The organism is Pseudaquabacterium pictum, assembly GCF_005403045.1.
Taxonomy (GTDB): Bacteria; Pseudomonadota; Gammaproteobacteria; order Burkholderiales; family Burkholderiaceae_C; genus Pseudaquabacterium; species Pseudaquabacterium pictum.
This window is the reverse complement of record NZ_BJCL01000001.1, coordinates 1-13,955: the sequence shown is the minus strand read 5'-3', so window position 1 is coordinate 13,955 and position 13,955 is coordinate 1. Positions and strand designations below refer to the sequence as shown.

Below are 13,955 nucleotides of genomic sequence, written 5' to 3'. Positions count from 1 at the left end.
GTTCCGCGGGTCAGGCGATGGAAAAGTCAAGTTCGATGCGCATGCTGCCGATGCCTTCGAAGCCCTGCACACGCTGGTCATTCGCGGCGATCACGTCGAACTCATGCTGGTCGGCGGCCACCAGCACGGCATCGGCGCGCTGCGGCGTGATGGCATGCACCGGCTGGTCGGGCACCAGGGTGAAACGGCCCTGGTCGCCGGTGAACAGGCGCAGCCCGGCGATGTAGTCGACATAGGGCCGCGTCTCGATGTAGTGCAGGATGCTGTTGGCATACAGGCTGCCGCCGATGACCAGGTCGGCACCGTCGGCATAGGCCCAGGGCGACAGGAAGCGGTTCAGGTCGTCGTTGAGCTGCTGGCGGCACCAACCTTCGTCGGTGCCCGGCATGAAGCGCACGCCGCAGCGCACCTTCACCGGGATGAAGTGCGCATTGCGCACCCGCAGCCGGGCCGACGCGGGCAGCTTGTCGGCCAGGAAGGCGGTGATGTCGGCGATCAGTTCGGCGCTGGCGCGTGGAGCGAATGGGTCGAAGGGCTGGCGCTGGGTGATGTCGGGCACCACGATCAGGTCGACCGCACCGGGCTCGGGCTGCCAGCGGGCATCGGCACGCAGGCACTTCACCTTGTAGAGCTGCGGAAACTGCCCCAGCACCAGGTGCTCGTAATCCCAGGGCGTCAGCGCGCGCTGGCGGTGGCGCAGGCGCTCGGCCACCCGGGTGTTGAACAGCGCGCCCTGCTCGGCCGGCCGGCCGCCGAAGCTGCTGTACGGCTGGGCCAGCGCGGCGAGGCCGGGCACCGGCTCCAGCGGCCCGGTGACCTGGCCCGGCGGCAAGGCGCGGCCCAGGTCGTCGCCGGTCAAGGCCGCATCCACCCGTTCGGCCAGCACCGCGTTGGGATGCAGGCCGACCAGATCACAGACGCCCTCCACCGCCCGCTGCCGCCGCAGGCGCAGCCACAGCAGGCCACCGGGCGGGGGCGGCTGGTCATCGAGCAGCGGCGCCACCGCCATCTGCAGGCCCGGCGCCACCGCCGGCAGCTGCAGCTCGACGATGCCGGCATTGACCAGCTGGCGTGTGCCGTCGGCCAGCAGGCTGCCTTCCAGCGCACCCTGCTGCAGCGAGCGCCAGCGGCCGCCGTCCAGCACCGACCAGTGCACCGGCTCAGGCGGCGCCTCGGGGTCGGCGCTGCCCTCCGCCACCTGCACCAGCAGGCTCAGGCGCTGCGGCGCCTGCACGCCGGCGAGGCCGATGTAGAGCTCGCCCTGGGCCGGCAGATCGGGCAGCAGCGGCACGGCGCTGCCCGGCTCGGCACCCGAATCCGGGCCCAGCGCCACCTGACCAAACGGCAGCACATGGTGCAGCTGGGCCGGCGGCTGGGCCGCGCCGGCGGGCACGAAGGGCGGCGGCACGGCCGCCTGCTCGCAGCTGGCGGTGTAGTCGGCGACGAGGCTCTTGAGCTTGGGGGTGTAGGGTGGGTTGACGACGAAGTTCTCGGCCACCGGCTTGCTGCCGGCCGCCATGGCCGACGCCAGCTGGGCCGACAGCCGCAGCGCCTGCGCCGGGTAGGCGGCGTGCTGCAGATCACCGGCCAGCTCCCACACCCAGGCGCGGCGCCAGTCGGCGGCCTGGGCGGCCACCGCCGGCGCCGGCGGCTCGGTCTGCAGGCGGCCGGGCTCGGCCACGCCCGCCGGTTGCAGCAGCAGGGCCTTGGGGCTGTCGCCGTCGCCGAACAGCGGCAACGGGTCCTTGGTGGTGTTGAAGACGGCGCCATCGCGCAGGCCGACCCGCACGGTGAAATCGGCGGCGGACAGCGCACGCGGGTAGTTGGCGTAGTGCGTCTTCAGCGATACCGGCGCACCCATCCAGCTGCCGCGGAAGCTGATGCTGTCCAGCGCCTTGCCGACCAGCTCGGGGTGGGCGATGGACAGCCGGGCGCCGCTGGCCGGCTGCATGCCGAAGGGCTCGAACGGCTTCTTCGGATCCAGCACCTGCTGGTCGTTCTGCAGCAGCAGGCCGGCCAGGCCGGTCACCCGCACCTGCAGCCACAGCCGCCGCAGCTGCAGACCGGCCAGCGCCTGGTAGTCACTGTGGTGGCAGGCGAAGCCGGCATGCCAGGCTGGCCGCAGCATCAGCCGCAGCACCGGCGCGGCGGCCTGCAGGCCGTGCACCGCCAGGCTGGGCGGCTGCACCGCCGGTTGCTGCTCGCCCAGGCTGCAGCGCAGCACCAGCGCCCGCAGGCTGCCGGTCTCGATGCCGGCCACCGCCGGGTAGCCGTCGAAGCCCGGGCGCAGCCAGGCCAGCTGCAGATCGGCCGGCGCCAGCCAGCCCTCCGGCCCGCTGAGCTGCACCTCGAACGGGTTGAAGCCGGCCACCAGTGGCGCGGCATCGGCGGGGGCCAGCAGCGCCCGCAGTGCGCGGGCATCGAAGCTGGCAGCGTCGCCGTCGAAGCCCAGCACCAGGGTGATCTGCCGCTGGCCTTCGGCCAGGGCCAGCAGCGGCGAGGCGAACGCCAGGCCCAGCACCGGTGCCACCGCAGGCTGGCGCTGACGGGCCGTGGCCAGGTTGCCGAAGGGCTGCCAGCGCGGTGCCGCGCCCTCGGCCACCGGGGCCAGCGGCTGCACGGCGCGGGCGTCGCCAGCCGGATAGGCGTGGTGCCAGATGCGCTGCACCGGCTCGCCGAGGGCGCCACCCGGGCGCTGGCGCTGGGGCTGCTCCAGCAGCAGCGCGGCCTGGGTCCAGTCGGCCGCCGCGGGTGCGGTGCCGGCCTCGGCGGCCTCGGCCAGGGCCTGCAGCCAGGCCAGGTCGGCCGCGGCCATGCCCAGCGCCGTCAGGCGTGACCAGGCGGCCTCCAGCGGCAGCGGCGCGCCGGTGGCCAGCGCCACCATGGCTGCCAGGGCCTGCAGCGGTGCGCGGGCGCGCAGCCGCGGCTCGGCGGCAGCCAGCAAGGCCTGCTGGCGGCGGCGCACCTGCACCGTGGTGAAGGCCTCGGTCAGCAGCGCGTGCACCCGCGCCCAGTCGGCATCGTCGGCCGGCGTGTTGGCCAGCACCGTCGGCGGCAGCGCCAGGCTGCGGCGGGCCACCACCATCATGAAGCGGAAGGCCTCGGCCGACAGTCCGAAGTACTGCTCGATGGCGATGAAGCTCTGGTGCAGGTGCTGCAGCGAGGCCACCGCCGGCAACGGCCAGGCCGGCCGGCCGTGGGTGAGGGCCAGCAGCGCATCGACATCCCGCAGGCCGCGCTGCGCTGCCGTCAGCGCCAGCGCCGGCTGCAGGCGGCGGCCGGCGGCTTCCAGCAGGCTGACGATCTCGCGCCACTGGCCGTCCACCCGCAGCTTGGTCTGCATCAGGCTGCGGAACTCGGGCAGGGTCAGGCGCAGCGTGTCGGTGACGAAGGCCTGCACCTCGGGCCGGTCGGTCAGCAGGGTGTGCACATCCTCGATGCGGGCGACCTCGGGCAGTTGGTCGTACAGCCGGGCATAGGCACGCTCGTCCAGGCCCAGCGCGGCGCGCAGGTTGGCGTGGAAGTCGTCGGGCGCGGCCGCCGGCGGCTGGTAGGCCGCATCACGCCGGCGGCCGGCCTCGGCCAGCAGGGCGTTGATGGCGGCCCAGTCGGCCCGGTCGCTGGCCACGCGCTGGGCGCGCAGCTGCATCAGGCGGCGGAAATCGTCGAACAACGGCATGCCCAGGCCGGTGGCGACGAAGTCCACCACCTGCTGGGCCTGCACCAGGGTGTCGAAATCGATCTCGGCCGGCGGCTGGCCGGGCGCCGGGTCGGCCGGCAGGCCGGGAAAGATGGGCAGCGGCAGCGGATCACCGGGATTGGGCGCGCCCAGCGCGATGCGCAGCATCGCCAGGAAGGCCTGCTGCCGGGTGCCGCCCTGCAGATACTGCCGGCTGGCCTGGGCAATGCCGGTCTCGCGGATGTGCACCCGCAGCGAGCACAGCGCCGCGACCCGCACCTGGCTGGCGACCAGGTCGTCGCGGGTGCTGAACAGCCGCGGCTGGCCGGCGGCATCCTGCCCGGCGCGCAGCAGGGTGCCGGCCGGCACGCGCACGCGCGCCAGGCGGCTGTCGGGCTGCGCCAGCAGGTGCACCCGGTCGGCCACCGCCGGCTGCGCCACCATGCGCAGCACGTCGCGGTAGAAGTAGTCCAGGTGGCGGCCGCTGAACTGGTTGAGCTGGCTGCGGGTCAGGCCGATCAGGTCCAGGCAGGCCAGCAGCAGGGCCAGCGGCGGCCGGGCGACCACTGCATCGGCGCCCTGCGGCCAGGCATCGGGCGCGGCGGTGTCGGTGGCGGCACGCTGGGTGGCGTCGGCCGCATCGACCAGGCCGTCGACGGGCGGGAACAGCGCCTGCCAGTGGCCCTGGTCGGCGCCGCTGTCGTCCACCGCCACCAGGCCGGCGGCGTAGGCGCGGGCGAAGGCCAGGGCATCGGCCAGGCTCCAGCTGTCCAGCACCGCATGGGCTGGGTCGAGCGCGGGCCGCAGGCGGGCGGCCTGGCTGCTGCCGTCGTGCAGGGGGATGTCCATGTTGCTCAGCTGGCGCTGACCTGCTGGTTGACCGGCATGAACTGGCCCTGCCCGCTGTACTGCGGCGAGGCATCGGGCACCGGGCCGGCGGCGGTGGGTTGCTGGGCCGGGCTCTGCACCTCGAACTTGGCGGTGAACATGCCGCCCTTGAGCAGCACCTTCTTGCCGCCGGTCTGGGTGGTGCTGGCCTTCTGGTTGGCGGCCAGGCTGGCGATCTTGAGCGTGCCGACACCGGGAATCGGGTGGCTGGGCGTGAAGTAGGTGCAGCCGGGCACCGACACCTGGGCCTCGTCGCCGTCGACGCAGACCTTGCGGCCGCCGATGGACGCCGGTCCGCTGCCCGGGATGCGGCCGGGCTGCACCATCACGATGGCCGGCGAGAACATCGGCATGAACACCACCATGTCGCCGTCGGTCAGCACCTTGTCGCCCATCAGGCCCCTCCCGGTGTGCTGGCTTCGCGCAGGTAGAACGGATAGACCAGGTTGAAGCGCGAGTTGGTGGCACGCACCGTGTAGTCGATGGTGACCAGGAGCACGCCCTCGCCGGCGCGTTCGGCCGAGACCTGCACCTCGTCGAGCCGGATGCGCGGCTCGTGGTGCAGGATGGCATCGCTGACCAGATCGCGCACCTGGCCGACCATGCGCTGGCTGATCTCGCCGAACAGGAAGGCGCTCAGCTCGCAGCCGAAGTCCTCGCGCAGCACCCGCTCGCCACGCCGCGTGGCCAGCAGGATGGCCAGGCTCTGGGCGATGTCGTCATGGCCGCTGACCATGGCGACGCCCGCACCGCCCGCCTCGAAGCGCGGCGGGAAGGCCCAGCCGGTGCCGAGGAAGCCCGCGCCTGCCGCCATGCTCAGCCCTCCTTGGGCCCGGTGGGGGCCTGGGCGTTCAACTGCTCGCCGGCCTGCGCCTGGATCTTGCCGACCAGGGCGAACACCCGGGCGAACGGCAGGCCGCCGATGCCTTCGAGCACCAGGTTGAGTTCATCGAGGGTCAGGCGCAGCTGGATGTCGGGCATGGGGGTGCCCTGGGCGGGCCGTGTGGGGGAGGTGCTGGATGTCATGGCGGATGCCGGTGGCTAGTTCAGGTCGATCTTGCTGCCCTTGACGACCACGTCGCCGCTGGCCTTGGCCTGCAGGTCCTTGGCCGATTCGATGGCGATGCCGTTCTTGTCGAGGGTGATCTTGTTGCCGTGCTTGTCGCTGATGACAATGGCCTCGCCCTCGTCATCCATCAGCAGCTTGGCGCCCGACGGTGTCTGCAGGCTCAGTTGCTTCTTGTCGTCGTCCATGGCCAGGGTCAGGCCGCTGCGCGTGACCAGGCCGCGCAGGTTGTTCTTGTTGCTGCTGTCCAGCACCGCAGCCGGCGGCGTGTTCTTGCTGCTGAACAGCGCGCCCAGCACCACCGGCTGGCGCGGGTCGTCGTTGAAGAATCCGAGCACCACCTCGTCACCCGGCTCGGGGCGGAAGCAGATGCCGCGCTCCTTGCCGGCATCGGGCGCGGCCACCCGCGCCCAGAGGCCGGTGACGCCGTCGCCCAGGCTGGGCACCATCACCTTGATGCGGTGCTCCTTCAGCGGATCGTCGGCGACGCTGTCGACGATGCCGATCTGCAGGCCGCTGGCCGGTGGCAGCAGGCCGGCGGCCGGGGCGCTGGCGATGTCGGGCCGGCGGTGGTGGGGCGTGGGATCGAGGCCGAACTGCAGGTCGGTCGTCCAGTCGCCGTCGGCGATGCGGTGGCACAGGCCGGTGACCAGCACCTCGCCCTCGAAGGCCTTGCCCACGCCCTGGATCTTGACGCCATCCAGCAGCTTGGCTCTGGCGGTGCCCTGCACCCGCAGGCGGCCGCGCTGCAGGCCCAGCTGGTTGCGAACGGCGATGGCATCGGCCCAGTCCTTGGCCTCGGCGGTCAGCAGCGGCGCGCGGTGCAACAGGGTGGCTGCGCCCAGGCCCAGGGCATCGGCCGCCTTGGCGCTGCTGACGCTGCCCTGCTTCAACGCGGGCGGCTTCCTGGCCGAGGACTTGACCAGCTTCTGGGTGCCGATGTCCCAGTTCCAGGCTTCGATCGACGCATCCTGCCCCAGCGCATCGCAGGCGAGGTCCAGGTCCAGCAGGTCCTGGCCCCAGGTCACCGTCAGCGCCGGAGAGCCGGTGAGCTCGGGCTTGGCCATGCGCAGCGCGCCGTCGGTGACGCTGACCACCATGCCCACCGCGTCGGCCCGGGTGAGCAACCAGTCCCAGTCACTGCAGTCGAACTGCACCAGGCTGGCATGGGTCACCGTCGTGGCCTGGGCCGAGCAGGTCAGGCCGGCGGCCTTGGCCAGCTTGGCGAACACGTCGCTGTCCTTGGCATCGGCAAACACCTGGCTGCGGCGCGGCCGGGTCATGCGGAAGGCCTTGTCGCGCAGTTCCACCCGCAGGCAGGCGCCGCCCCGCCCGGCCTCGATGCCCTGGCGCACCACCAGGCCGCTGAACAGCGTCTGGTCGCCGTCGCCGCCTTCGTAGCGGGCCGCGATGCTGACCTCCGTTCCCAGCTTGAACAGGCCGCTGTCGCAGATGGCGAACTGGCCGCTTGTCGCGTCACCGTCCTGCAGCAGCACACTGGCGCTGGGCACGCGGTTCAGCGCACGCCGCACGTCGATCGACACCACCGGGATGTCCGCCGCAATGGTGCTGCCATCGCAGCGGATGGTGACGGTGACGACGCTCATGTCGGCAGCCCACCCGCCGCGTCCAGCGGCGGAAACTGGATCTGCTGGCCGGGCTGCAGCTGGCGGAAGTCATCCAGCCCGTTGTGGCGGGCCACCAGCAGGTAGTGCCGGGCGCTGCCGTAGATCGACACGCACAGCAGCGGCAGCGTGTCACCGGCCTGCACGGTGCGCACATGGGTCAGGTCGGGCGAGCTCTTGGCCGCGGCGCGGGCAGCCGTCTCGGTGGCGCGGTCCTCGATGAAGCTGACATCCACCTCGGCGCGCAGCGGATCACCCGATTCATCGAACAGCTTGTAGGTGATGTCCAGCGTCTGCAGCCGACCCTGGAAGCTGAAGTCGCCCCAGCGCACCACCAGGAAGTTGGGCTGGTGGATGTCGCCGTTCATGCGCAGGCACATCTTCTCCAGCTCGGCCACCCGCTTCTTCACGCTGGGCGGGCCCAGCAGCTGCTCGGCGCCGAACTGGTGCACGCCGGTGCCGTCGATCACCAGCTGCAACGCCAGCGTGCCGGGCTCGGTGAGTGCATAGCGCGCCGGCCGGCCCTCGGTGTTGAGCGGCTGCAACCGGGCGTCGTTGTAGACCACGGCATGGCTGCGCTGGTAGCTCGCCGGGTTGAACATCAGCTGGATCTCGGCCGGGCTGGTCGGGCGGCGGCGGCGCTCGTCGAGGTAGCCCTCGATGCGCATCTTCTCCAGCTTGAACAGGTTGACCAGGGACATGGCGGTGGCTCAGCGCTCGCGCTCACGGGCCAGGACCAGCAGCACCTGGCGCACGCAGTCCTGCAGCAGCTGCTCGTACTGCGCCTGGCTCAGGGCCGCCGGCGCACCGCCGCTGCCGTCGCTGCCGGGGCCGGAGCTGGACATGGTGGCCCCGTCCTGCACCGTGGCGCGGATCACCAGCTCTTGGATCTGGATGGGCATGTCGGCTGCTTCCAGGCTGGCTCAGACCCGCAGGATCTGCATGCGGCCATAGGCCAGTTCCATGGTGTCGATGACCAGCGCCGGCTGGCCGGCGTCCAGGTCGGAGGTGGCCCAGCGCACCGGCCAGGCCTTCATGAACAGCCAGGCCGCCAACGGCGCGCGGTCTTCGGCGAGCAGGCTGACCAGCACGTTGCAGGGCGCGAACTTGAACGCGCTGAACGTGGCGTTGAACTCCAGGTTCAGCGGCGAGCCGACCACCATGCCGCGCTCCAGCGTCAGGTTGCCGTGGCTGATCCGCTGCGGCAGCTGCTGGGTGTAGAGGTTCTGTCCACCTTCGACCACCGTCTCGGTCTCCACCGTCATCTCCAGGCCCGACACCTTGGCAAAGCGCAGGTCGATCGGGTTGGGCACGGCGCCGCCCACCATGAACAGCACCGAGAAGCGCATGCCGAGGATGGGCGTGGCCATCAATGCGTCTCCACCGAAATGCCGGCCACCTTCAGCGCCAGGGTTTCGATCGCGGCGCCGTCGGCATCGGCCTGCAGCGTGGGTGCGTCCAGTTGCACCGGCAGTGCCTTCTGCACCCGCCAACTGACCACCGGCGTGCCCTCGGCGTCGCACAGGCTGACGGTGACCGGCCGCTGTTCGCCGCTCTCCAGCCAGGCGCGCAGCTCGGGCATGCCCTGCACCACGCCGCGGCGCAGCGTCATGTCGCTGTACTGGTCGATGCGCCAGCGCACGATCTGCTCGCCTTCGGCAAAGCTCAGGCCATGGCGGTAGGTCAGCGTCTCGAACTGGCGCGTCAGGCCCGTCACCTCGGCAAAGCCCATGGCCACCGTGCCCACGGTGACGCGGAAGTTGTAGGCCGCCAGCGGATAGCTGGCCGCCTGGACCGTGAAGCTGTGCGCCATGGGCAGCGGCGGACCGCTCAGCTCTCTTCGATCAGCACCGCGTCGGCGGTGAGTTGCATCGACTCGATGGCGACATCGTTGGCGCTGGCGCTGAAGCTGGGCGCGTCCAGCTGCGTGGGGAAGGCATTGAGCACCTTCCAGGTGATCACGGCCACGCCGTTCTCGTCGCACAGGCGGATCATGATGTCGCGTTTCTCCACCCGGTTCAGCGCCACGGTGTTGATCCAGTCGTACAGCACCTTGATGCTGACGCCCGCCACCACGCCCTTCTTCAGGGTCAGCGTGGTGATCTTGGGCTTGCCCGGCATGTACATGATGCGCGGGCCCGGCCCGCGGGTGCCGCTCTCGATGTGGGTGATGGTGTCGTAGGCGATGTTCAGCCCCGACACTTCGCTGAAGCCGATCGCCTCGCCGTTGATCTCAACCCGGAAGTTGTAGACCGGCAGCGGATAGGCGGCCTTGATCTGGTCCTTGGTCATTGCCATGATGGTGTGCGCCTTGCAGTGACGGTGTCAGGGGATGGTGGACGGGCGGCGGGCCACGCTCACTCGGTCTGCAGCTTGTGCGAGAAGCGCAGGATGATGAATTCGGCCGGACGCACCGCAGCCACGCCCACCTCCACCACCATGCGGCCTTCCAGCACGTCCTGTGCGGTCATCGTGGTGCCCAGGCCCACCCGCACGAAGTACGCGGCCTCGGGCTTGGCGCCGGCCAGCGCACCGCGCTCCCACAGGCCGTAGAGGTAGCTCTCGATCATCGCCTTCACCTTCAGCCAGGTGGTGGCGTCGTTGGGCTCGAACACCGCGAAGGCCGTGGCCTTGCGGGCCGATTCCTCGATGGTGATGAACAGCCGGCGCACCGAGACGTAGCGCCATTCGTTGTCGTTGCCAGCCAGGGTGCGCGCGCCCCACACCAGCGTGCCCTTGCCGGTGAAGGCGCGGATGGCGTTGATCGACTTGCCGGCGGTGGCGTCCACGTTCAGCCGGTCCTGCTCATCGTCGGTGACCTTGCTGACCGGGCCGAACACCGCCATCACACCGGCATTGGCCGGCGCCTTCCACACGCCCTGCTCGCGGTCGGTGCGGGCATAGATGCCGGCCACCGCGGCGCTGGGCGGCAGCACCACGCGCTGGGCCTCCAGCAGGCTGCGCGCGGCGTTGTACAGGCCGGTCTCGCTGCGTGCCACGCTGGCCAGGGTTTCGCCGGGCGGCTGCGGCATCACGATGGCGGCCCGCGGCACATCGGCCGCGGCGGCCACGGCGCCGGTGCCCTCGCCGGCGCGGGTGATGTCGAAGCCGCCGGTGGGGTTGGCGGCCTTGAAGGCCGTCCAGGCGGTGACGATGTCGTTGCCGGTCTTGCCGTTGGCATCGACCAGCGTCAGCAGGTTGCCGACGACGGTGAAGCTGGCCGCGCGGGACTTGGCACCGGCGGTGATGACCACGCCCGGCGTGCTGGCGGGCACGCCGGTGTGGCTCACGACGATGCCGCTGGCGCCGCCGATGCCCAGCGTGCCGGTGACATTGACCGCGGCACCGCCGGCGCGGTTGATGTCCACGTCCTCGCCGCGCCAGGCCACCGGCAGCGATGTCTGCAGATAGGGGTGGTAGGCCGCGCCGTACATCAGCTTGGCCGACAGGTTGCTGTCGTTGCGCAGCGCAGCCGGGTCACCGCCGTGCACGTCGATGATGGTGAAGCGGTCGCCCAGCTTGGCGCACTGCGCCAGGGCCTCACCGCACAGCTCGTAGTAGGCTGCCGCGGCCAGGGTGCAGGTGGCATCGGTCAGCACCAGCAGCGTGGGCTCGTCCTCCTTCTCCAGCGCGGCCAGGCCGGCGCTGAAGTGGGTCTTGGAGGGGCTGGACCTGTAGTTGCCGACCGACGCGATCCAGCACGGCCCGCCGCCGTTCTTGAAGTAGTGGCTGACCGCGTGGTACAGCGCATAAGCCGTGGCAGGCCCGGCACTGGCCAGCACCGGCGCCCCGCCGCCGCTGCCGGGCGTGAGGCTGAACTTCTGCCAGGCCGGCCCGCCGAACACGGTGGTGAACTCCAGCAGCGTGGCCACCCGCACGACCTTGGGCTCGGCCGTCTCGGCCGGGCCCAGCTCGGTGTAGCCGACGAAGGCCGGCACGGCGGTGGCCACCTCGGCCACGGACGGTGGCAGGGTCGAGATCTCTTCGACATACACACCGGGGGTCTTGTAGACGGGCATGGGATGCACTCCGTTCGTGGCTGACGTGGGCTGTGGGAAGACAGGGGGCACTCAGGTGTGCTGCTGCACGACCCGCACCCGGCTCTGGACGATCTGCGGCACGGCTGCGCCGTCGGTGTCGCGGAAGACCACCATGCGCACGCGGAACAGCGCCGAGGGCTGGTAGCTCACGCGCAGCGCGCTCCAGATCTCGTTCTGCTCGGCCTGCGGCAAGGTGACAAGTTCCAGCACCAGCCGGTCCAGCTGGGGCGGCCAGCCCGGCCGGCTGGCCGGTTCGATCGACCGGTGCTGCTGCAGGAAGCGGATCACATGGCCGAGCTGGTTCAGGCCCTGCTCGTAGACCTTGAAGCGCGCCACCGCCAGCAGCTTCAGGTTGAGCTGGATCTCGGGCTGCAGCTTGCGCAGGCCGGCATCGCCGGGCATGCGCAGGTACGGGTCAGCCGAGCGCAAGCCTGTCTCCTGCTCGATGTTGACCAGCAGCAGCGTGATGGCATTGAGGCGGAACTCGATCGGGTCGGCCTTGGCGCCATCGGGCAGTTGCACGCGGGCATCGCCGGCGCCTTCGTCCAGGGCAGGCGCGGCCGTGCGCAGAAAGCTGTCCAGCTGGTCTCGCAGCAGGCTGAGCACGTCGCCGATCATCGATTGGGAGCCTGTATTGATTGGCAGGTCCGCGGTGTGTCAAGCCCGACCCTGTGCATTCATTGTGGGATCGGGCATTTGCGATGCGCCACCCCCTAACTTGCACGGGGTGCGCGCACCAGGGGAAGCGCCGACGAGGCGTGTCCACACTCGGGATGAACCGGATGTACAAGGCCGGCCGACAGGCGAAAAAAAGGCGGCATGTTGGCCGCCTTGCATCGCTGGGTGGGTGGCCGGCCGGCCACCCCGGGTCAACCCTCGACAGCCAGTGCCCCGCGGCGGATCTGGTCGCGTTCCAGCGACTCGAACAGGGCCTTGAAATTGCCCTCGCCAAAGCCGTCATCGCCCTTGCGCTGGATGAACTCGAAGAACACGGGGCCCAGCACCGTCTGCGAGAAGATCTGCAGCAGCAGCCGCGGCTGACCGCCCTTGCCCGCACCATCGGTGCTGCCGTCCATCAGGATGCCGCGGGTCTGCAGTTCGGCCACCGGTTGGCCGTGGCCGGGCAGGCGCTCTTCCAGCATCTCGTAGTAGGCGGCATTGGGCGCGGTCATCAACGGCACGCCGGCCAGCTGCAGGCTGTCGATGGTGGCCAGCAGGTCGTCGGTGAGCAGCGCCACATGCTGGATGCCCTCGCCGTTGAACTGCATCAGGAACTCCTCGATCTGGCCGGCGCCGCGCGACGATTCCTCGTTCAGCGGGATGCGGATCCTGCCGTCGGGCGCGGTCATCGCCTTGCTGGTCAGGCCGGTGTACTCGCCCTGGATGTCGAAGTAGCGGATCTCGCGGAAGTTGAACAGCTTCTCGTAGTAACCGGCCCAGTAGGCCATGCGGCCTCTGTAGACGTTGTGCGTCAGGTGGTCCACCAGTTTCAGGCCATGGCCCACCGGATGGCGGTCGACGCCGTCGATGAAGTCGAAGTCGATGTCGTAGATCGAGCGGCCTTCCTCGAAGCGGTCGATCAGGTACAGCGGCGCGCCGCCAATGCCCTTGATGGCCGGCAGGCGCAGTTCCATCGGCCCGGTGGGAATGTCGATCGGCTGGGCACCCAGTTCCAGCGCACGCCGGTAGGCCTGGTGGGCATCACGCACCCGGAAGGCCAGGCCGCAGGCCGACGGGCCATGCTCGGCCGCGAAATAGGCCGCGATGCTGCGCGGCTCGCGGTTGACGATGAAGTTGATGCCGCCCTGGCGGTACAGCACCACATCCTTGGAGCGGTGGCGGGCGACGAGGCTGAAGCCCATGCGCTCGAACAGCGGCTCCAGCAGGTTGGCGGTGGGCGAGGCGAACTCGACGAATTCGAACCCCATGAGGCCCATGGGGTTCTCGAACAGATCAGCCATGACAGGTCTCCTGTTGGCGTTGACGAAGCAGACTGTGGGGGCGCATGCGGGCGCCGGAAACCATGTCGTCAACGCGGCGGCGCGCCCGGCCGGCCGCGCACGCTGCGCGCCAGGTGGTCGCCGATGAACAGGGCAAAACCGCGCATGCTGGGGGACCAGGTTGGGTGGGCGGGCCTGGAACCGTTCGGCCCTCAGGGTGCCGATCGATGATACTGCCGGCCCCGGTGACCGACTCCGCCATGGGTTGCGCGTAGTTTTGGTTCAGGGCGGTCACCGCATCGCTCGCATCCTGCGCGGATGACGCCACACCAGGCATCAGGCTTGCTTCCTGCGGAAGCACCAGCACGCACCGCAGACGGCCGCCACCCCGCTTAGGGTGTTGTACCAAGCGGATGTAGTAATGTTTCACGCTATATTCCCGACCGCCGCAACAAGCAAGGCGGCCAGCGGCCCACGAGGCTGCCTCATGAACACAAGTCACAGCGGCGCTGCACCAACACACAGCGTCGTCTGGAGGTCAACACAGTGGATTACGCTTCCCAGCAACGGAACCCGGGCAAACACCCCGTCGGTCTGATCGTGGTGGTCGTGGGTCACGTGGTCCTGGGTTATGCCCTGGTCAACGGGTTGGGCCACAAGATCGTCGAGGTGATCAAGGCCCCGATCGAGACGAAGATCATCGAGGAGGTCAAGCCG

13 protein-coding genes are annotated in these 13,955 nt (G+C 70.3%); all 13 read right to left on the bottom strand.

Features of this window, described 5'->3' with window-relative positions; all coding sequences use genetic code 11:
- Positions 1-10: 10 nt before the first annotated feature.
- The gene (locus FFT10_RS27590) at positions 11-4,528 is read right to left on the bottom strand and encodes a baseplate J/gp47 family protein (RefSeq protein WP_154694072.1); all 4,518 of its coding nucleotides are present in this window, start codon (positions 4,526-4,528) and stop codon (positions 11-13) included.
- Between the two features lie 5 nt (positions 4,529-4,533).
- Complete coding sequence (locus tag FFT10_RS00060; RefSeq protein ID WP_137730727.1) at positions 4,534-4,962, bottom strand: contractile injection system spike tip protein; 429 nt, start codon at positions 4,960-4,962, stop codon at positions 4,534-4,536.
- Positions 4,962-5,381, bottom strand: coding sequence for a GPW/gp25 family protein (locus FFT10_RS00055; protein WP_137730726.1), 420 nt, complete (start codon positions 5,379-5,381; stop codon positions 4,962-4,964). Before FFT10_RS00055 ends, FFT10_RS00060 begins: the two co-directional genes overlap by 1 nt.
- Positions 5,382-5,383: 2 nt before the next feature.
- Entirely contained in the window at positions 5,384-5,548 is a 165-nt protein-coding gene (locus FFT10_RS27930; protein ID WP_162854841.1) for a hypothetical protein, read from the bottom strand.
- Between the two features lie 60 nt (positions 5,549-5,608).
- The gene (vgrG, locus tag FFT10_RS00050) at positions 5,609-7,240 is read right to left on the bottom strand and encodes a type VI secretion system tip protein VgrG (protein ID WP_137730725.1); all 1,632 of its coding nucleotides are present in this window, start codon (positions 7,238-7,240) and stop codon (positions 5,609-5,611) included.
- A complete protein-coding gene (locus FFT10_RS00045) occupies positions 7,237-7,959 on the bottom strand; it encodes a CIS tube protein (protein ID WP_137730724.1) in 723 nt (240 codons plus the stop codon). Before FFT10_RS00045 ends, vgrG begins: the two co-directional genes overlap by 4 nt.
- 9 nt (positions 7,960-7,968) lie before the next feature.
- Positions 7,969-8,160: a DUF5908 family protein gene (locus FFT10_RS00040; protein ID WP_137730723.1), complete on the bottom strand. Its 192-nt coding sequence runs from the start codon at positions 8,158-8,160 to the stop codon at positions 7,969-7,971.
- A 21-nt stretch (positions 8,161-8,181) separates the two neighbouring features.
- Entirely contained in the window at positions 8,182-8,628 is a 447-nt protein-coding gene (locus FFT10_RS00035) for a phage tail protein (RefSeq protein ID WP_137730722.1), read from the bottom strand.
- Positions 8,628-9,071 (bottom strand): phage tail protein, encoded by a 444-nt coding sequence (locus FFT10_RS00030; RefSeq protein ID WP_137730721.1) that lies wholly within the window; start codon positions 9,069-9,071, stop codon positions 8,628-8,630. The genes FFT10_RS00035 and FFT10_RS00030 overlap by 1 nt, the downstream gene beginning before the upstream one ends.
- Before the next feature lie 17 nt (positions 9,072-9,088).
- A complete protein-coding gene (locus FFT10_RS00025; RefSeq protein ID WP_137730720.1) occupies positions 9,089-9,556 on the bottom strand; it encodes a phage tail protein in 468 nt (155 codons plus the stop codon).
- A 59-nt stretch (positions 9,557-9,615) separates the two neighbouring features.
- On the bottom strand, positions 9,616-11,277 hold the full coding sequence (locus FFT10_RS00020; protein WP_137730719.1) for a phage tail sheath family protein: 1,662 nt from the start codon (positions 11,275-11,277) through the stop codon (positions 9,616-9,618).
- A gap of 51 nt (positions 11,278-11,328) precedes the next feature.
- Entirely contained in the window at positions 11,329-11,916 is a 588-nt protein-coding gene (locus tag FFT10_RS00015; protein ID WP_137730718.1) for a Pvc16 family protein, read from the bottom strand.
- 251 nt (positions 11,917-12,167) lie between these two features.
- Positions 12,168-13,259: a 4-hydroxyphenylpyruvate dioxygenase gene (hppD, locus tag FFT10_RS00010; RefSeq protein WP_137730717.1), complete on the bottom strand. Its 1,092-nt coding sequence runs from the start codon at positions 13,257-13,259 to the stop codon at positions 12,168-12,170.
- Positions 13,260-13,955: the final 696 nt, after the last annotated feature.